This is a genomic window from Ruegeria sp. CH8, assembly GCF_056536985.1.
Window position 1 is genome coordinate 1 of sequence record NZ_JBQFQR010000005.1, and the last position, 17,941, is coordinate 17,941.

Sequence of the window (17,941 nt, forward strand, 5' to 3'; positions counted from 1 at the left end):
CTAAACGATGATACAATAACTGACACTGACGCGGGATGGAGCAGCCCGGTAGCTCGTCAGGCTCATAACCTGAAGGTCGTAGGTTCAAATCCTACTCCCGCAACCAACCTAAAGCGTCAGATATCAAACACTTAGCGCCCCAAGGGGCGCTTTCTGCGTTTGGAGCGCCCGCGCTCGGTGCTACAGCGGTGCCGGGGTGGGCCAATCCGGTGTGAAGCTGTGAATTTTGGGCGAGGGGTTCATGCAGTCACCTCCTTTCCGGATAGTACATCGTTCCAATCGAAGCCGTCAGGCGGGGGAAGAAGGGATACACGCCAGCCAAGCGCATGGGCGCGGGTCGCCAAGGTCTCGGCGGCTTGGTGCCAGCAAGTCTCTAGGTAACGTAACGTATAAGTGCGCGCCGTCTAGCCCCCGCATAACGACGAGCTAATCCCATGAACATCGATGTACGAACGCAGGTCAGCCGCAAGGCTGGCAACGGAAAAGGCTTGCCTGCTGGTCAGGTTGTGCCTGGAACCGATCACCGCGAAACCTCTGATGGCTATCGCGGCGTGATTAAGAGTGCCACTAATTAGCGGGTGTTCTTGGGCGGGAGCCGTAAAGCTCCACTGCCCAATCAGGTTGGCGGTGTCAGTTGTCATTGGCGGCCATCTCCTGAAGGCGAGAGATTTCAAACGCCTCGACGTCTGAGACGCGATAACGTACCAGGCGCCCGACCTTCACGTAGGGCAGCGGATAGCGTTTGGTGCAGCGCCATGTGCTTAGGGTTAGCCCATCACCTGACAGGCTTTCGAGACATTGCCCAACTCCTCGGCCAGATTCAGCAAGCCAGTTTTGTGTTTGATGATCTTGGCGGTAGTATTCAACATCGTGGTTTCCTCGTTTCGATGGTTTGGTTGGCACCACCATCAAATCGGACAACCATCTCCCTTCAAGGAAACCACCGCCCCCAATCCAATTTGAAGAATTGGGGGCGGTGTCAGATCACATCGAGACTAATTCACATCAAAGAACGAGGATGGATCGCAGTATATTTTATTGCAATTCATACTGACACACCGTTGATCTCAATAGGGCTTGTCCACTACTGACGCCCATAAGTCTCTGGCAGAAAATGTAGTGGTACAAGCAGGCGACAGTTGCCGGTTGTTCTAGTTTATATCGAACAACAGCCCCACTAAGACATCCTCCCGCTGCTGATAAACGTTTTTCATGATCTCTGCCGAGTCGCTGATCGCGTTCAACCGCCGAACAAAGATGTCAGTTTTCGTTTCTTCTTGGCGGGCTGTTCAACCGCTTTTTCGTTGAAGCGCATGTCGCCAGAACTATCGTAGATAAGATCTGTCCATTTTGTTTTCGCTTCGAGATCAGCAAGCAATTCCGGATCATCTTTCATCAGTATGATCGCTCCGATCTGCCGATAGACGGGTTGAGAGAATTCGATTGTGGGTTTTGGTCCATGAAGATCCGCGTCATAGTTATGCTGATTTGGGGGCGCATCATAAGGATGGACGCAGGTGTCTGAACTGTCGGTGACGGGTGTTCTTGAATAGATGCGCCACCGACGAGCAGAATTTACACGAGAGATCATACGATAGAGTTCTAGTGACGTCATCGCATTTGGATGCCCTGCCCAATCGGACCAGTATAGCTTTAGTCCATTCTCAAAAAGGTAACCGTCGCTGTCAAACCAGGGTTGTCTTATGAATACGAAGTCTGTTGCTGCCTCACAGGCGGCTTCGATACAGCTTCCCGCTAAATCAACATTTGGCAAGTGCTCGAGAAAGTCCATCATCGTGACAAACCGAGCGCTGTTGGGTTGGGCCTTTAGTTGAGTAACATCAGCCAAAGCCGCATCGTAACCCGCATTTCGTGTCTGCTCTACCTTTGAACAGTTTATATCAAGACCAATACCGCTAGATCCGCCCAGATCTTTCTGTCCATACGCCAACGATCCTCCGTTGCTACAACCAAAGTCAATCTGGTCGTATTGTTTGCTTTCAAATAGTGTGCGCAGGTCTGTGTCAGAAAGCAGTTTGGTACTAGCGCTAGTTGCAGTCTGTTCTTCCGACATTATCTGTGTCTCCATGAAAAAACTTATTGGAAAAGCATGGCTTGAAGTCTGTCCTCTAAACTGACCTCCATAGCTCGATAGCTGGTCCTTTCTTTATATCGACTAGGCCGGAGCCTGAAAAGAATCAACCGTCATTTCACAAGTGGCAAACTTTTGTGCAAGTCTTCCGTTTCTGGACGTAAATACAAAGGTAATTGACCTGAGCCCCAAGTTTCCTCCACCTTGGGGAGAGTCCTTGGGTTTGATTTGATGGCGTCAAGCGACCATTTTTCCATCATCGTTTTCTTTGCATATTCTCTGGGCGTCAGGTTTCCGAGAGCCGCATGTGGTCTGTGGGTGTTGTAGTCCTCCTGCCACGCGTTCAGCGTGTCACGGGTCTCAGCCAATGAGCTGAAGAGCGTCTCGTTCAGGCATTCATCGCGCAGCTCGCCGTCGAAGCTTTCGATGAACGCGTTTTGTTGAGGTTTGCCTGGGGCGGTGTAATACTAATCGAACCCGGTCTCCTGCAGTCACTTGTGCACAGCATGCTGGCGAACTCCTTGCCATTGTCAGATACGATTGCGCCAAGCTGGCCTGTTTGTTCAATCAACCGGTCGAATGCGCGTGTGAAACGCAAACCTGAAAGGGACGTGTCAGCCAACAGAGCCAGGTTTTCGCAAGTATGGTCATCCACCACGGCCAGAATGCGGAACCCGCGACCATAGGTCAAAGCGTCGGAGACGAAATCCAGGCTCCAGCGTTGGTTCGGGCTATCCGGCACAACCAACGGTCTTCTGGTGCCAAAGCACGCTTCCGGCCGCCTCTACGACGCACCAGAAGCTCTTCTTCGCGGTAGAGTCGCCTGAACTTCTTGTGGTTCATCTGCCAGTCTTGGCGCTGTGCCAAGACATGCAGCCGGCGACAACCGAACCGGCGCCGCTCCTTTGCCACCGCCTTCATCGCATCGCGCAGTTTGTCGTCACCGACCCGGCGGGATTGATACTGAACCGTTGAGCGATCCACATTCAGGGCTGCACGCGCCCGACGCTGGCTCACCCGATGAACCCCCATTAAATGTGCCCCCGCCTTCCGCTTGGCATCGGGCGCTACCACTTTTTTGTGCTCACATCCCGCAGCATCGTGTTGTCGAGCATCTGTTCGGCCAACAGCTTCTTCAGCTTTTGATTCTCGGCTTCCAGTGCCCGGAGCTTCTTGGCATCCGACGGTTCCATGCCACCGTACTTCGGCTTATATTTACGATAGGTGCCCTGGCTGATCCCGTAGCGCCTGCACACGTCAGCCATCTTCTCGCCAGCTTCCTGCTCCTTGATCATCTGTATGATCTGCTCGTCAGTGAATCTCGTCTTCATTTGTCCGTCCTTCAGTTGGGCGGGTTCTATGCAAATCAGGAAGAGTTTCAAGGGCTCAGTCACAATCTGTAAATATAGCATGTCCACATCATAGCCCATTTATTAAGTTCTCTCCGGTTCTTCGAACTTGAGCAACTTGGACAAACCCAGAAACCTTGGCGAGCGTTTCCACATTTAAGCGGTCGTTTGACGAAACACCTATCACTTGGTTGGGGCCAGCATTTTTCGCATCGAAGAATTCAGTTGTGACGTAGAGTCCTCCACAAAACCTCGGATAGGTGGCACAAAGAGTGGCACAAATAGTACAGTGATTGATATCAGGTTCTGCAATTAAATATAAAAATGCCAACGTAAACAGAAAATATTCCTGCTGGGGTCGCCAATGCGTTATTATTTTGCTTGTCGATCTGGAAACAAATAAGCTCAACGGAAGCCATCAGAAAATCTGGATCAAACAGGATATATGTCCACAATCGGAGTCCTTTGAGATGTGATAAAAGAGACGATTTCGCACTTTATTAGCAATCGATGGCTGTATGTGAAAAATTGATTAGAAGATCTTTGGTCCAACAAATTAATTTGACCTAGTGGCGGTGTGAATTCCATAATTACGTCCTTCTAGGTGTTTCTTATGGATAAAAATTTCTCGGATCTGGTCGTACGTATTGTCGAAGCCTCCTACCGGCCTGAATTGTGGCCTGAGGTTTGCGATCAGGTGGTGTCGTTGATTGGCAATGCAACAGCTTTTATGATTTTCGAGTATGATTTCGAGGATTTTGGAAGCCAAATCTTCCACAGCTCTTACGAGTTTTCCATTCATGGCCGAGAAGTGATTGAGGTAACGAAGTCGCCAACCCTCATACCAGTCGAAGAAATGGAGGGGTATTCACGTTTCGCGCGGAAGCCATCCGGAAAATTCTATTCTGAGTTCGAGCTTTACGATCTCGAACATGACCAGTTCTTACCTGAGAACCCTTTTCGAGATCGCGTACTGGCGGCTGGAAAATCAAAAAGCCGCAACGTGGCAAAAATGAACGATGTCGGTCCTTGGGCGGATATTGGTGCGTTACACATGGCGCAGTTCGGTGCTGAGATTCCTACGAGAGTGCGCGGCCTTATGGATGACATGGTACCAATCCTGTCAAATTCGATAGAGGCTGGTCGAATAATACGGGGTCTTACCCGAAGTTACGCAGCACTATTGGACGCCTTTGATGCACTCGATTTTGCGGTGGCATTGTGTAAGGCTGATGGCCGCATATTGGTGTCCAACCAAGCGTTCAAAGAGACTGCTGCAGAAAGTGATTCACTAACTGATCATAGTGGGACCGTTGGCGCGGCATTGCCGAGTGAAACCGACGCATTGCGGTCAATTCTTAGGTCGGCACTCGACACACGCGCGCGCCCGGAACACCTCATTACGTCACTTCGTCGGCGTTCAGGCAGGTTACCTGTCATCGCAAAAGCCGCGCCAATTCGGGAAAGCGAGGTTGCCCCCGCAACCCTGGCATTATTTGTATTGATTGACCCAGAAGACTCACACTGCCTCAATGTTTCAGGTCTTGAAGCCTTTGATCTTCTGAGCCCTGCCGAGCTGGAGGTTTGCGAACATATCATCCGAGGCACAACAACCGAAGAAATAGCCCAACTCCGTTCGACAAGCCTCAATACCACGCGGGATCAGATCAAATCCTCTACTGCAAAATTGGCCTGTAAATCCCGTCTGGACCTTGTTCGTCTTGCGCTGTCTGCCCGCCCTCCAATCCGAAATTGACGGTCAATCCTCCACATAGGGGATGACGCAAGGTCATTTGTTGCGACATGATGCGGTGTGCAATTTCGAGTTGGGGGTAATGTTAAAATGTTAAGAACGTGTCTGATTTCTGCATGCATTCTACTTTATCCGGTGGGCACTGCAAGCGCTGCAACACTGCAGCACATGTTCACTTTCGATACGGACGAGAACGACGAAGTTGGATCAGCAACGGGAAACCTAATTGGTGGTGCCGCTGTATCGGGCGGCGTGCTTAACTTGGATGGAGGGAATGACTACCTCCAGATGTCAGGTAATTTGCTTCCCACAGACGGAAGCGACTTCACATTGGCATTTCAGGCGTTGAACTCGCGTACTTCGCAATCTGGAATACATGAAATAGTCTCGCAAGGGACTTCGGGTGGACCGGGCTTTTATGTAGGCAATATCAACGGACAGGTGCGTTTCACAGATCAATTTGGCGCAATTTCAACACCCACCCCAACGGACGGGCTGTTTCATGATTACGTGGTCACAAGTGAAATAGGGGTCGGAACAAAGCTATACCTAGACGGGACTGAAGTTTTTTCATCTGCAACGACCATTTCAATTGGCGGTTCAACACCGACGCGAATTGGTACCCAATTTAATATGCCAGGAGCAACGCCATTTAATGAGTACTTCCAGGGGCAAGTCGACAACTTCCTCGTTTTTGATGGCGCACTGGGCTCTGGTGAAGTAAAAACCGTTTTTAGCGATGTCGTGCTGGCTCCTGTACCGTTGCCACCGTCGAGTATTCTTTTAATTGGTGGTTTTGCTGGATTAGCTTTCCTTCGCCGACGCAGGACAGTAACTCGGGCACAGAAGAGTTAGGCATCATCCCCAAGCAGTGCTTTTGTAATCAGCGCGATTGGGGAGTTTCATGAAATTCCTCCGGAAAGCGCTGACTCGAACAGGCAGTAAGCTGAAAAAAGCGTTAGTGAGATCAGAGTCAACCCCATACGATTACTCTTTTGATGCTTAATACAAGCCTTTGTTGATATTTCTGCTACAACACTATGCTCAGGATTCCTGCAGTATTCGATTTAGTTTACCCTTTGTTGCAGGAATCCAATGAAACAGTTTTCTAACATTATAGTAATAATAATAGCATCCTACGTCAAAACGAGAATGAGGGAGTTACCTGACGCGGCCGCTAGTTTTAATCTGACTTTTCTTGCGGTCTGACGGTGCTCCAGACGCAATCGTGGTCCGACAAGGGGGTGCCCGAGGCGGAAATCGAGGTCAGAATTCCGCTTTCAACCGGCGCGTACCCACGGCCTGCCAGCCAGTCCAGCTTCATTTTCCGGTCCGGGTGCGGCGTGATCAGGCTTGGTCGCGTCGTGAGACCCGGCGGAGTGAACGCCCAAGAATAGCCCTGACCTTCGGCCAGATTGAACAGGGTCTCCTGCCGCCAGTCGAAATCGGGCGGAAGGTGGTTACCAGTGTTGAGGTCTCCACCGATAAGGACCGGCAGACCGGGGGCGAATGTATCGACAGCCTGTAGCAGACGGTCAAATTGTGCGTGCCTTAGTGCGGCATCCGCATTGCTTTCCAGATGGGTCGAGACCACGCAGACGGGGCCGCTGGCGGTAGGAATCACGGCGGCGATGGCCATCCGGCCGCCGACGCGGGGTTGTTCGGGATCTGCCGCTCCGGCTTGGGGGGCGAACCAGTGGCCATGGTCGTCCAGACGGATCAGGTCGGTGCGTTCAAACGGCACCGAGGACAGGATCGCGTTGCCGTGCCAGCCGTGTTCGTTAAATTCATCAGTGCAGAACGCCCGCTCGGTCGGGCCGCCGAGATCAAGCTCGTGAAACTCGACCCCGAAGGCGTAGACCATACCCAGGGCGCGCGCCATCTCTTCGGTCGTGTGACGTTGAGAGGTGCGGGCCATGCCGTGATCGACCTCGGACAGCAGCACTACGTCCGGGTTGATCGGTTTCAGGTGGGTGGCGGTGTCTTTAGGAAACAAGCAGCGTTCCACATTCCAGGCCGCGACGGTAAATTGCGCGGGAAGTTGGGCAGCCGAACTGCCTCCCCCCACTTGTAGCGCGTTCATCGCGGGCAGGCCGGACAACAGGCCCCGGTGCGCCTCGGACGTGCGTGGGGCGGCCAGAATTTCCCGGCGCTGATCCGGGGTTACAGCGGGAAGAACATTCAAAACGTCAGTGATCACAGGGTTTTTCCCGTTTCCGCATCGAACAGCCGCAAGGCGTCGGGTTTTAGGGTGACGCGGGTCTCGCCAGTTTGGACGTCCTCATCCTTGCCAACCATTACCGTAAAGGGTTGTTCCGCAATCGTACCATGCAGCAGGCGGTGGGCACCAAGTTCTTCCAGAATATCAACGCGGAAGGTGACGGAGCCCTGATCGTCCAGCTCCACATCCTCGGGACGGACGCCCATCGTGACCGGGCCGACATAGGCGGCGGGGGCGGGCATCAACCCGTCATACCCGTTGATCCGAACCTGCTGTTCGGCCACTTCGGCCTCGATCAGGTTCATCGGCGGCGCGCCCATAAACGAGGCGACAAAGGTCGAGGCTGGGTTGTGATAGATTTCGTTCGGGGTGCCGATCTGTTCGATCCGACCTTCGTTCAGAACGATGATGCGGTCGGCCATCGTCATCGCCTCGACCTGATCGTGGGTGACGTAGACGGCGGTGGTGCCAAGGCGGCGCTGCAGGGCCTTAATCTCGATCCGCATCTGGTTGCGCAGCTTGGCGTCGAGGTTGGACAGCGGTTCGTCAAACAGGAACAGGGCCGGATCGCGGACCACCGCGCGGCCCATGGCAACACGTTGACGCTGGCCGCCGGATAGCTGCGCCGGTTTGCGGTCCAGATACTCGGTCAGGTTCAGCATCTTGGCGGCATCTTCCACCTTGGCCGCGATCTCGGTTGCGGGCGTGCCGCGGTTTTTCAGCCCGTAGCCGATATTCTTGCGCACCGTCATATGCGGGTACAAAGCATAGTTCTGGAACACCATCGCGATGTCCCGATCCGCCGGGTCCACGTCATTAACCACCCGGTCGCCGATTTTCAGTGTGCCCTCGGAAATATCCTCCAGCCCCGCGATCATCCTCAGAAGTGTGGACTTTCCGCAGCCCGAGGGGCCGACCAGAACGACGAACTCGCCATCCTGAATGATGAAGCTGGTGCTCTCAACAGCCTGAAAGCCGTTGAGATAGACCTTGCGGATGCCCTCTAATGAAACCTGAGCCATGCGCGTATTCCTTATTTGTCGGATTCTGTGAGGCCCTTGACGAACCAGTTTTGGAAAAAGATGACGATGGCCACGGGCGGGATCATTGCCACGATGGCCAGTGCCAGAGCCTGTCCGTGTTCAGGGATGTTGGCGTCCGTATAGGTCAGAACGATCTGCTTGATGCCCCGGACCAGCGTGAAAAAGCTTTCATCCGTGGTGATCAGAGTCGGCCACAGATATTGGTTCCAGCCAAAGACGAACATGATGATGAAAATCGCTGCGATCATCGTCCGGCTCAGCGGCACGAGGATGTCGATAAAGAACTTCCACGGACCTGCTCCGTCGATGCGGGCGGCTTCGGCCAGTTCCTCAGGGACGGACAAGAAGAACTGACGAAAGAAGAACGTGCCAGTGGCCGAAGCGATCAGCGGCACAATCAGGCCAGTATAGGTGTTGGTCAGGCCCAGCTTTTGGATCGCCTCGTATGAGGGCAGGATGCGCACCTCAAGCGGCAGCAGCAGGGTGGTGAAGATGATCCAGAAGGCCAGCGTGGCAAAACGCAGGCGGAAATAGACAATCGCATAGGCGGCCATCATCGAGATGATGATCTTGCCCACGGCAAAGCCGATACCCAGAATGAACGAGTTCATCAGCATCAACATGCCGTTCACATTCTTGGTGAATCCGCCTTTTTCAAACAGGGCGTTGTTGAAGTTCTTGCCTAGATCGTTGCCCAGCGTTAGTTGCAGCCCTTCGCGGTGGATCGTCACCGCATCATGACTGGCTGTGGTGAGCGCGATCAGCGGTGGCAGCATCATCAGCAGAGATCCGAGGATCAGAACGACATGATCTCCGACCGTCTCCCACCGAACGCGGCGGGGGCGACGGGTGGCGGCGGGTGCTTCAAGCGTTGTGTCAGCCATGATATACCCCCTCAGGTATAGTGGATCCGGCGTTCAACCAGCCGGAATTGAAAAACGGTCAGCGCCAGCACCAGCACCATCAGAACCACGGATTGCGCGGATGAACCGCCCAGATCATTGCCCCGGAAGCCGTCCAGATAGACCTTGTAGACCAGCGTCATCGGGTTGTTGCCCGGGTTGCTTTTCATCAGTGCGTCGATGATGCCGAATGTGTCGAACAGGGCGTAGGTGATGTTGATGATCAGCAGGAAAAACGCAGTCGGCGCCAGCAGCGGGAAGGTGACCTGCCAAAAACGTCCGGTGGCCGAGCGATTGTCGATCATCGCGGCCTCACGCACGGAACGCGGGATGGATTGCAGGCCAGACAGGAAAAAGATGAAGTTGACCGGGATCTGTTTCCAGACCGACACGATGATCATCGCCGTGGCCGTGGCGTTGTAATCAACGCCCAGTTTGAAATCCCAGCCGAACATCTGGAAGAACCTGGTCATCGGACCGGTGCTTTGGTCGAAGAACAGAATGCCAAGAAAGCCTGCCACCGGCGGCGCGATGGCATAAACCCACATCAGCAGCGTCCGGTAAGACTTGGCCCCGCGCAGCACCTTGTCCGCCTTGACCGCCAGCAACAGCGCAATGGCCAGTGAAAAAAAGGTAACCAGAATAGAAAAGACAACCGTGAACCATGCGACGCGCATGTAGTGATCGTTGCCGATCAGCGAAGTGTAATTGTCCGCCCCGACAAAGGTTGATCCGAACCCGAACGGGTCCTGTAAGTAGAACGATGATTGCAAAGCCCAGCCCGCAGGCCAGTAAAAGAAGATGGCTATGATCATCAATTGTGGCAGCAGCAGCGCCACAGGTAACCAGATATTGTCGAAGCCCGCGCGTTTCATGAGTGGTCCGATACGAAAAAGGGGAACGGCCGCGCCTGAACGACGCGACCATCCTGGGGGTGATCCCTAAGCTTAGCTTTGGGTTTTGGCGAAGCGGGCCAGCAGTGCGTTGGCTTCTGCTTCGATGGTCTCGAAGGCGGTATTCACGTCGGTTTCACCGGTCAGAATACGGCCATATTCGCGATTCATGATGTCGCGGATCTGGACGTAGAACCCCATGCGGTAGCCTTTGGTGTTGTCGCCCGCTTTGTCCTGCAGCTGGTTCACACCAATTTCGGCGGCCGGGAAACGATCATAGTGACCATCCGACTTTGCAAGCTCATAGGCGGCCTCGGTGATCGGCACATAACCGGTTTCCTGATGCCAGAAATACTGGGTTTCAGGCGCGGTGAGAAAGCGGAAGAACTCGGCTGTTGCCTTGTTCTCCTCGTCCGACTTGCCCGACATGGCGAACAGGGCGGCGCCACCGATGAAGGTTTGGGTCGGCTCGGCGGTAACAGCTTCCCAATAGGGCAGCTCGACTGCGCTGAATTCGAAGCCCAGGTCTTTCTGCAACAGACCACCAAACGAACCCGACGAGCCCAGCCACATGGCAACCTTGCCTTCTTCGAATGGTTTGGCGTTGTCGCTCCAGCCGGTGCCGTACCATTCGAACAGGCCATTTTCGTTCCACTCGGACACGGCGGTGAAGTGCGCCTTGATCGCGTCGTTGTTGACAAGGATTTGTGTGTCGGTGCCGTCATAGCCGTTGTTGTTTGTCGCGAACGGCAGGTCGTGGCGCGACATGAAGTTCTCGGTGAAGATCCAGGGCAGGTGCGACTGGCTGAGTGCGATATAGCCCGCGTCTTTCAGCGCCGGAGCGGTGGTAGATTGGAACTCTTCCCAGGTTTTCGGCGGGGTGACGCCTGCGGCTTCCAGAGCGTCGACATTGTAATACAGGATCGGGGTCGACGAGTTGAACGGCATTCCGATCATCTTGTCGTCGCTGTCTGCATAGAAGTAACGGACACCGGCGATGTAATCGTTGATGTCGAATTCAATGCCGTTTTCGGCCAGCAGATCCTGAACCGGGATGGTCGCGCCCTTGGCACCGATGACGGTTGCGGCGCCGGCGTCGAACACCTGCATGACGTTGGGCTGCTCGCCCGCGCGGAAGGCGGCGATACCTGCGGTCAGTGTCTCTTCGTAGCTGCCTTTATAGACCGGAGTGATCTTGTAGTCGTCCTGCGAGGCGTTGAAATCCTCGGCGATTTTGTTGACGGTTTCGCCCAACTGGCCGCCCATCGCGTGCCACCAGGTGATTTCGGTTTCGGCAAAAGCTGCGGTCGCGGAAAAGGCGACAGCGGCAGCGGTTGCGCTGAACGTGAAGTTGGTCATTTCGATCCTCCGGTTCGGGAGCAGCCCCGATTGTTGGCAGATACGCCGTGCTGAGGGGACGTGCCCTCGTCGTGAAAAGTCTGATGCAATCGGGGAAAAACCCGGGCACAATGCACAGGATGTGCACACGTGGTCACGTACGCGGATCGTGTGACAGTTGGGTGAAACTTTTTTAGCAATATTGACAAATTACGCGAAAACGGACGACAGCTTGGACGTGGAGGACGACAACGCCAAACCTGCCAAAAGGCCCCGCCGAGTGACGGCGCAAGCCGTTGCCGACGCGGCCGGAGTGTCCCGTTCCGCCGTCTCGCGGGCTTTCACGCCGGGCGCTTATCTTGATGCGGACAAACGAACGAAGATCCACAACATGGCCGCGAGCATGGGCTATCAGCCCAACGCTCTGGCAGCGGGGTTGAAAGGTGGTCGGTCGCATCTTGTAGCGGTTTTTGTCGGCAACATGCGCAGCACCTACGATTCTGAATTCGTGAACCGTTTGGTGGGTCAGCTAAACGCGTTGAACAAGTGGCCAATTCTGATTGATGGCGGTGACGACCGAGCAAAAGCAGCCATTGATCAGGTGATGCGATACCCGCTGGATGCTCTGATTCTGCGCGGTGGCAGTATGCCCGGCGCGCTGGTCGAGCAATGCAGCAAGTTCGGTGTTCCGATGATCTCATCCGGCCGGATCGTGGATGCGCCGGGGGTCGATAACGTGTGCTGCCGGAACGCCGAGGGGATGCGCATCGCCACACAGGCCCTTATCGACCGGGGGCGCAAGCGGTTCGGGTTCATTGCCGGAGCGGAGTGTTTTGCCTCATCTGCCGATCGCCGGGCAGGCTTGATCGAGGCACTGGATCAGGCCGGGCTGCCGCTGATCGCGGAAGAGGCGGGCGAGTTTACCGTCGAGGTCGGGTATGATGCGTCGATGACCCTGTTGCGGGGCAACCGTCTTGATTCGCTGGTCTGTGCCAATGACGCCAGCGCAATCGGCGCGCTGACCGCAGCACGGGAGCTTGGTCTGGATGTGCCGGGCGCGCTGTCGATTGTGGGCTTCGACGATATCGAGATGGCCGGGTGGCCCACCTTTAACCTGAGCACCGTAAATAACCCCATCGATGAGGCGGTCGAGCACGTAATCCACTTGCTGGAACGCCGGTTGTCCGAGCCTGGGAGGCCCAGCGAAACCCTTCTGATCGATCCCTATTTCATGCCGCGCGGAACCCACTGATCACATGAGGTGCCCGCGCTAGGGGTTGAGTTTTCCCGCATCCAGCGCGTCGACCCCGGTGGGCTCGGGAAACCGGGCACGGGTTCGGTTGGCAAAGGCCACCAGTGACAGCATCACCGGCACTTCAACCAGAACGCCAACCACAGTTGCCAGCGCCGCGCCCGAGTTCAGGCCGAACAGGCTGATGGCAACGGCGACGGCCAGTTCAAAGAAGTTCGACGTACCGATCATGGCGCAGGGGGCGGCGATACGGTGGGGGACTTTCAATGCATAGGCCGCTCCGTAGGCCAGGGCGAAGATGCCGTAGCTTTGGATCAGGATCGGCACGGCGATCAGGACAATCACCAGCGGTTTGGCCAAAATGGTTTGCCCCTGCAGGCCAAACAGGATGACCACGGTGGCAATCAGGCCCACCACCGACCACGGTTTCACTCGAGCCGAAAACGCGTCAATGGCGTCCTGCGATCCCAGTTTCCGTCGCGTTATCAGCCCCGCGATAAGGGGCAGCACCACATAAAGCACGGTTGCCAGCACCAGCGTCTGCCATGGCACCGAGATATCGGTGACGCCCAGCAGAAAGGCCACGATAGGGGCAAAGGCCACGACCATGATCAGATCGTTCACCGAGACCTGCACCAGCGTATAGGTCGCATCCCCTTTGGTTAGTTGTGACCAGACAAATACCATAGCGGTGCAGGGGGCCGCGCCCAGCAGGATCAGACCGGCAGTGTATTGCGCGGCATCCTCGGGCTGAATCCACGGCGCAAAGACATAGTCGAAGAACAGCACCGCCAGCAGGGCCATGGTGAAGGGCTTGATCAGCCAATTGACCACCAACGTCACGATCAGCCCTTTCGGCTGGCGCGCCACGCCCGCAACCGCGCCGAAATCAACGCCGACCATCATCGGATAGACCATGGCCCAGATCAGCAGGGCCACCACCAGATTGACACTGGCCACCTCGGCTGAGGCGATCAGACCCACCAGCCCGGGCGCGGCCAGACCGATCAGAACTCCGCCAATCATGGCCAATGCGACCCAGACGGTCAGGTAGCGCTCGAAGATACTCATGTGTATGCCTCAGTTGTTTGATCGGTCAGCTTGCCCGAGGTCAGCGCCGCAAGTGCGACCATCACGGCCGCGGTGCCCAGAACCAGAGACAGCCCGCCGATTTGATAGGTCAGGCCCGACAGCACGGTGCCCACAAGGCGGCCCGTTGCGTTGGCCATGTAATAGAACCCCACATCCATTGTCACCCGCTCGGATTTGGTGAAGGCCAGGATCAGGTAGGAATGCAGCGAGGAATTGACCGCAAAGATCGCCCCGAACACCAACAGTCCCAGTACCAGCGTGACTGTCAGCCATGTCTGCGGCCCTTGGGACACCAGAACCGCAACCGTCAACGCCGCTGGAACGCAGAACAGGGCGGCGGCCCAGCTGCGGGCGGTGTGGATCAGGTCGCCCTCGGTGCGCTCGGACGCACGCAGGATTTTGGGCGCGCTGGCTTGAACGGCTCCGTAAAGGATCACCCAGACGGCCATGAAGGTACCGATCATGAAGAAGGCCGCGCGGTTGCCCTCCTCGGTGCCGTCGGACAGGACCGCATAGAAATAGATCGGGATACCGACCACAAACCACACGTCGCGCGCGCCGAACAGAAACACCCGTGCCGCCGACAACCAGTTGACGTTGGAGGATTTCGAGAAAACCTCAGAGAATTTCGCACCCTTGCGCCCCTTGGGCAGACCCGGAGGCATGAACAGGATGACGGCAACCAGAATGACCGCCAGCACAATCGCCATGGCCAGCGTGGCCCAGACAAAGCCCAGCGTCGCCAGCAAAGCGGCCCCCAGCAGGAAGCCCAGGCCTTTGACAGCATTTTTCGATCCGGTCAGAACAGCAACCCAGCGGAACAGCCCACCACCTTCGGTCGGCGCCAGAAGTTTCACTGCGGATTTCGAGGACATCTTGGCCAGATCCTTGGCCACGCCGCTGGCCCCCTGCACGATCATCACAAAGGCAACTTTGGCCGGAATTGCCCAATTAGGGTCTAATTGGGTCAGAATAAGTAGCGCCCCAACCTGCAACGCCAACCCAGCGTAGAGTGTTGAGGTCAGCCCAAACCGCGCCGCAATCCAGCCCGCTGCAAGGTTGGTGCCCATGCCCGCGATTTCATAAAGAACAAACAGATACGCCAACTGAACCGGCGAGAACCCCATCGTATGAAAGTGCAGCAGCACCAACATCCGCAGGGCTCCGTCGGTAAGCATAAAGGCCCAATAGGCCGCCGTGACCGCGATATAGGCCGACAGTCCTTCGGGCCGGGTTGTCACAGCGATGCCCCAACCTTCAGCGCGACGTCGACAAGACGGTGGGCATAGCCCATCTCGTTGTCGTACCACGCATAGATTTTTACCTGCGTCCCGTTCACCACCATGGTCGAGGGTGCGTCGACGATCGTAGACCGCTCGTCATTGGTGTAATCGGTCGACACCAGAGGCCGGGTTTCAAAGCCCAGAATGCCCTTTAACTCGCCCTCGGCGGCAGCCTTGAAGAAGCCATTGACCTCTTCAACGGTGGTTTCGCGTTCAACCTCGAACACGCAATCAGTCAGCGAGGCGTTCAGCAACGGCACCCGCACCGCATGGCCGTTCAGGCGACCTTTCAATTCTGGATAGATCAGCGTGATCGCGGTGGCCGAGCCGGTGGTGGTCGGAATCAGCGAGTTCAACGCCGAACGCGCGCGCCGTAAGTCCTTGGCCGGGCGGTCCACGATGGTTTGCGTGTTGGTCACGTCGTGGATCGTGGTCATCGAGCCGTGGCGGATGCCGAGGTTTTCGTGAATGACCTTGACGACCGGGGCCAGACAGTTGGTGGTGCAGGAGGCCGCCGTCACGATGTGATGCGTGGCCGGATCATAGACGTCTTCGTTCACACCCATGACCATATTGGCGGTGGGGCCATCCTTGACCGGCGCCGAGACAACAACCTTTTTTACACCCGCCTCGAAATAGGGGGCCAGCTTGGCCTCGGTCTTGAAAACGCCGGTGCAGTCGATCACCGCGTCCACGCCATCCAAAGGCAGATCGTTCAGGTCCTTGGTGCCGATAAAGGGCAGGCGGGTGCCGTTGATGGTGACGCTTTCCGCGTCGTGGGAAAACTCGGCATCCCAGCGACCATGCACCGTGTCGAACTCCAGCAGATGCGCATGCATCTCGGGGTCGCCAACCCCGTCATTGATCCAGGCGATCTTTGCGCCCTTCTCCAGCAACGGTTTCAGGGCCAGTTTTCCCATCCGGCCCAGGCCGTTTACAGCGTAAGTCGTCATTTCGTGTCCTCAAGTGACGTCCTGCCGATGTCATCGACAGCAGTTTGCAATGCGATCCGATCAAGGCTTTCGACCGGCAGAGAGGTAAAGGCCTCGATCCGACGCTTCAGCGCGCCATAAGCGTTCTGGAAGGCCAGGCTTTTCTCGGCATCGGTGCCGGTGGCCTTGACCGGATCAACCATGCCCCAATGGCCGCTGATTGGCTGGCCTTCCCACGCCGGGCATTCTTCGTTGGCGGTCTGGTTGCAGACGGTAAAGACAAAATCCATTTCCGGCGCGTCCGGCGCGGCAAACTCGGACATGTGTTTCGAGCGCAGCACCGAGGTGTCGTGCCCCTTGTCTTTCAACACCTGCACGGCAAAGGGATGGAGCGCCGATGTCGGCTGGGTTCCAGCAGAATAGACGTTGAACCGATCGCTGCCCAGTTCGCGCAGCAGCGATTCGGCAAAGATCGAGCGGGCGGAGTTGCCCACGCACAGAAACAGTACATTGAACTTGCGGTCCGTCATGGTGTCATTTCCTTGGCTGAAAGGCATGCAGATGTCAGGGCGGCCACGGCAGCAATCGAGGACCAGAAAATCCAGCATGTGCTGCACGTTCTTCATATCGACCGAGTAGAGCAGGGACGTTCCCGACCGTTCCTGCGTCACCAACCCCGAACGCTGCAGTGCGTTCAGATAGTTCGACAGGGTGCTGGCTTTGATATCCAGCTCTGCCGCCAGTTCTCCTGCGGGTACAGTGTCAGGAAAGCGTCGCATTAACATGCGAAACACCGAGATGCGCTGCGGGTGGCCGAGGATGGCAAGTTGATCGGTTATCTGTTCTATCATATTTCATGAAATATAGAAATAAAAATTGTGTGACAAGCCGGAAAATACACCGTCACAAAATCTTCACAGACTGGCCAATAGATCAGGGTGCGGAAACGTGAGGCGCCAAAAAACCTGCAGATGAAAATCACAAAGATCGAGACTTGCGCGCGCTATTCTGACCGTTTAAACGAACCGTCGCTTGCCTCAATAGCTCAGCTGGTAGAGCAGGTCCTTCGTAAGGACAAGGTCGGGGGTTCGAGTCCCTCTTGAGGCACCACAATTGCCTAAGAAATACTTGGTGCTAACCACGTGCTCCGAACAAAGGTGCGCATTTGTGCTTCATACGCACTCCTTCACTCCGAGACCGATCAGGTATTCTCCCGATACAAAGAGCAGCTCACCCGGACCTGCAAATCTTGCTTTGGACATGAACCAGCTGCTGACCGGGCTTGGGAAGTAACTTGAGAGCGTTACACTTTTCCTGTCGAATTCATCGGTCGACATTTTTTTCCGGTCCAACCTGTGAGGGCCGTGAAACCCAAAAATCGTTTCGGATGATACGCAAACATCATTCGCGCCCAACAGCATGGTGCAGCTGGAGTTGCAATAGTCTCCGATAATCTGGAATTGCACGTCGGTTCGATTGGCGATTTCTATCTGGACCATCCGATCCATGATGCGACCGCCGGGGTCATTGCCAATTTGAATCTCTTTTGAAGTCGCCGGAAGACTCATAAGAATGAGTACCGCCAACGCCGCGATCATGTTTCTCATCCGCCCGCCTGCTCAAGGGTGGAGTTTTCGTTTTCTTAACCCCTAGCAGAAACTTCGGCAGGCAGAAATATGGCCCGGAAAAGCGAGTTAATCCTGTGATCACAATGACTCACCCCCAAATCGCAGTTAAACGCGGAGTTTCAAAACGCGGAAAGGAACGACCTTGGGGGATTTCAACCTGCGC

At 55.6% G+C, this 17,941-nt stretch carries 15 protein-coding genes, 2 tRNA genes and 1 pseudogene; 6 read left to right on the top strand and 12 right to left on the bottom strand.

Annotated elements, in window-relative coordinates; all coding sequences use genetic code 11:
• Positions 1-29 precede the first annotated feature (29 nt).
• Positions 30-106: transfer RNA gene (locus tag ACR0ER_RS06800), tRNA-Met, on the top strand.
• A 328-nt stretch (positions 107-434) separates the two neighbouring features.
• Positions 435-575, top strand: coding sequence for a hypothetical protein (locus ACR0ER_RS06805; protein WP_480768268.1), 141 nt, complete (start codon positions 435-437; stop codon positions 573-575).
• 665 nt (positions 576-1,240) lie between these two features.
• Here ACR0ER_RS06805 and ACR0ER_RS06810 read toward each other — a convergent pair.
• Both ACR0ER_RS06810 and ACR0ER_RS06815 read right to left on the bottom strand, forming a co-directional pair.
• Positions 1,241-2,074: a class I SAM-dependent methyltransferase gene (locus ACR0ER_RS06810; RefSeq protein WP_480768269.1), complete on the bottom strand. Its 834-nt coding sequence runs from the start codon at positions 2,072-2,074 to the stop codon at positions 1,241-1,243.
• Between the two features lie 131 nt (positions 2,075-2,205).
• Positions 2,206-3,423, bottom strand: a pseudogene (locus ACR0ER_RS06815) (IS3 family transposase).
• Positions 3,424-4,054: 631 nt separating this feature from the next.
• On the opposite strand from ACR0ER_RS06815, the gene ACR0ER_RS06820 reads away from it, so the two are divergent.
• Together ACR0ER_RS06820 and ACR0ER_RS06825 are read left to right on the top strand one after the other, a co-directional pair.
• On the top strand, positions 4,055-5,197 hold the full coding sequence (locus ACR0ER_RS06820; protein ID WP_480768270.1) for a helix-turn-helix transcriptional regulator: 1,143 nt from the start codon (positions 4,055-4,057) through the stop codon (positions 5,195-5,197).
• A gap of 165 nt (positions 5,198-5,362) precedes the next feature.
• Positions 5,363-6,049 carry a LamG-like jellyroll fold domain-containing protein gene (locus ACR0ER_RS06825; RefSeq protein ID WP_480768271.1) on the top strand — a complete coding sequence of 229 codons (687 nt, stop codon included), beginning with the start codon at positions 5,363-5,365 and terminating at the stop codon, positions 6,047-6,049.
• 328 nt (positions 6,050-6,377) lie between these two features.
• On the opposite strand, the gene ACR0ER_RS06830 is transcribed toward ACR0ER_RS06825, so the two are convergent.
• From ACR0ER_RS06830 to ACR0ER_RS06850, 5 genes are all read right to left on the bottom strand, one after another.
• Positions 6,378-7,394, bottom strand: a complete 1,017-nt coding sequence (locus ACR0ER_RS06830; RefSeq protein WP_480768272.1) for an endonuclease/exonuclease/phosphatase family protein — start codon at positions 7,392-7,394, stop codon at positions 6,378-6,380.
• Entirely contained in the window at positions 7,391-8,437 is a 1,047-nt protein-coding gene (locus ACR0ER_RS06835) for an ABC transporter ATP-binding protein (RefSeq protein ID WP_480768273.1), read from the bottom strand. The genes ACR0ER_RS06830 and ACR0ER_RS06835 overlap by 4 nt, the downstream gene beginning before the upstream one ends.
• A gap of 11 nt (positions 8,438-8,448) precedes the next feature.
• A complete protein-coding gene (locus ACR0ER_RS06840) occupies positions 8,449-9,342 on the bottom strand; it encodes an ABC transporter permease subunit (protein WP_480768274.1) in 894 nt (297 codons plus the stop codon).
• Between the two features lie 11 nt (positions 9,343-9,353).
• Positions 9,354-10,235 (bottom strand): ABC transporter permease subunit, encoded by an 882-nt coding sequence (locus tag ACR0ER_RS06845; protein WP_480768275.1) that lies wholly within the window; start codon positions 10,233-10,235, stop codon positions 9,354-9,356.
• Between the two features lie 72 nt (positions 10,236-10,307).
• Entirely contained in the window at positions 10,308-11,612 is a 1,305-nt protein-coding gene (locus ACR0ER_RS06850; RefSeq protein ID WP_480768276.1) for an extracellular solute-binding protein, read from the bottom strand.
• Positions 11,613-11,829: 217 nt separating this feature from the next.
• On the opposite strand from ACR0ER_RS06850, the gene ACR0ER_RS06855 reads away from it, so the two are divergent.
• Positions 11,830-12,843: a LacI family DNA-binding transcriptional regulator gene (locus ACR0ER_RS06855; RefSeq protein ID WP_480768486.1), complete on the top strand. Its 1,014-nt coding sequence runs from the start codon at positions 11,830-11,832 to the stop codon at positions 12,841-12,843.
• An 18-nt stretch (positions 12,844-12,861) separates the two neighbouring features.
• Here ACR0ER_RS06855 and arsB read toward each other — a convergent pair whose 3' ends face one another.
• Genes arsB through ACR0ER_RS06875 form a run of 4 tightly spaced genes read right to left on the bottom strand, consistent with a single transcriptional unit; the run spans position 12,862 to position 17,001 of the window.
• Positions 12,862-13,914 carry an ACR3 family arsenite efflux transporter gene (gene arsB / locus ACR0ER_RS06860; protein WP_480768277.1) on the bottom strand — a complete coding sequence of 351 codons (1,053 nt, stop codon included), beginning with the start codon at positions 13,912-13,914 and terminating at the stop codon, positions 12,862-12,864.
• Complete coding sequence (gene arsJ, locus ACR0ER_RS06865) at positions 13,911-15,176, bottom strand: organoarsenical effux MFS transporter ArsJ (RefSeq protein ID WP_480768278.1); 1,266 nt, start codon at positions 15,174-15,176, stop codon at positions 13,911-13,913. Before arsJ ends, arsB begins: the two co-directional genes overlap by 4 nt.
• Complete coding sequence (locus ACR0ER_RS06870; RefSeq protein WP_480768279.1) at positions 15,173-16,171, bottom strand: ArsJ-associated glyceraldehyde-3-phosphate dehydrogenase; 999 nt, start codon at positions 16,169-16,171, stop codon at positions 15,173-15,175. Before ACR0ER_RS06870 ends, arsJ begins: the two co-directional genes overlap by 4 nt.
• The gene (locus ACR0ER_RS06875) at positions 16,168-17,001 is read right to left on the bottom strand and encodes an arsenate reductase/protein-tyrosine-phosphatase family protein (RefSeq protein WP_480768280.1); all 834 of its coding nucleotides are present in this window, start codon (positions 16,999-17,001) and stop codon (positions 16,168-16,170) included. Before ACR0ER_RS06875 ends, ACR0ER_RS06870 begins: the two co-directional genes overlap by 4 nt.
• Positions 17,002-17,184: 183 nt before the next feature.
• Between ACR0ER_RS06875 and ACR0ER_RS06880 the strand changes: the two genes are divergently transcribed.
• A tRNA-Thr gene (locus ACR0ER_RS06880) sits at positions 17,185-17,260 on the top strand.
• Positions 17,261-17,322: 62 nt separating this feature from the next.
• On the opposite strand, the gene ACR0ER_RS06885 is transcribed toward ACR0ER_RS06880, so the two are convergent.
• Positions 17,323-17,748, bottom strand: coding sequence for a hypothetical protein (locus ACR0ER_RS06885; protein WP_480768281.1), 426 nt, complete (start codon positions 17,746-17,748; stop codon positions 17,323-17,325).
• Positions 17,749-17,941: the final 193 nt, after the last annotated feature.

Coding starts and splice junctions, on each gene's coding strand:
- ACR0ER_RS06835 (WP_480768273.1), bottom strand. CDS start 8,437: ATGGCTCAGGTTTCATTAGAGGGCATCCGCAAGGTCTATCTCAACGGC.
- ACR0ER_RS06820 (WP_480768270.1), top strand. CDS start 4,055: ATGGATAAAAATTTCTCGGATCTGGTCGTACGTATTGTCGAAGCCTCC.
- ACR0ER_RS06870 (WP_480768279.1), bottom strand. CDS start 16,171: ATGACGACTTACGCTGTAAACGGCCTGGGCCGGATGGGAAAACTGGCC.
- arsB (WP_480768277.1), bottom strand. CDS start 13,914: ATGAGTATCTTCGAGCGCTACCTGACCGTCTGGGTCGCATTGGCCATG.
- ACR0ER_RS06825 (WP_480768271.1), top strand. CDS start 5,363: ATGTTCACTTTCGATACGGACGAGAACGACGAAGTTGGATCAGCAACG.
- ACR0ER_RS06850 (WP_480768276.1), bottom strand. CDS start 11,612: ATGACCAACTTCACGTTCAGCGCAACCGCTGCCGCTGTCGCCTTTTCC.
- ACR0ER_RS06810 (WP_480768269.1), bottom strand. CDS start 2,074: ATGTCGGAAGAACAGACTGCAACTAGCGCTAGTACCAAACTGCTTTCT.
- ACR0ER_RS06885 (WP_480768281.1), bottom strand. CDS start 17,748: ATGATCGCGGCGTTGGCGGTACTCATTCTTATGAGTCTTCCGGCGACT.
- ACR0ER_RS06845 (WP_480768275.1), bottom strand. CDS start 10,235: ATGAAACGCGCGGGCTTCGACAATATCTGGTTACCTGTGGCGCTGCTG.
- ACR0ER_RS06805 (WP_480768268.1), top strand. CDS start 435: ATGAACATCGATGTACGAACGCAGGTCAGCCGCAAGGCTGGCAACGGA.
- ACR0ER_RS06875 (WP_480768280.1), bottom strand. CDS start 17,001: ATGATAGAACAGATAACCGATCAACTTGCCATCCTCGGCCACCCGCAG.
- ACR0ER_RS06840 (WP_480768274.1), bottom strand. CDS start 9,342: ATGGCTGACACAACGCTTGAAGCACCCGCCGCCACCCGTCGCCCCCGC.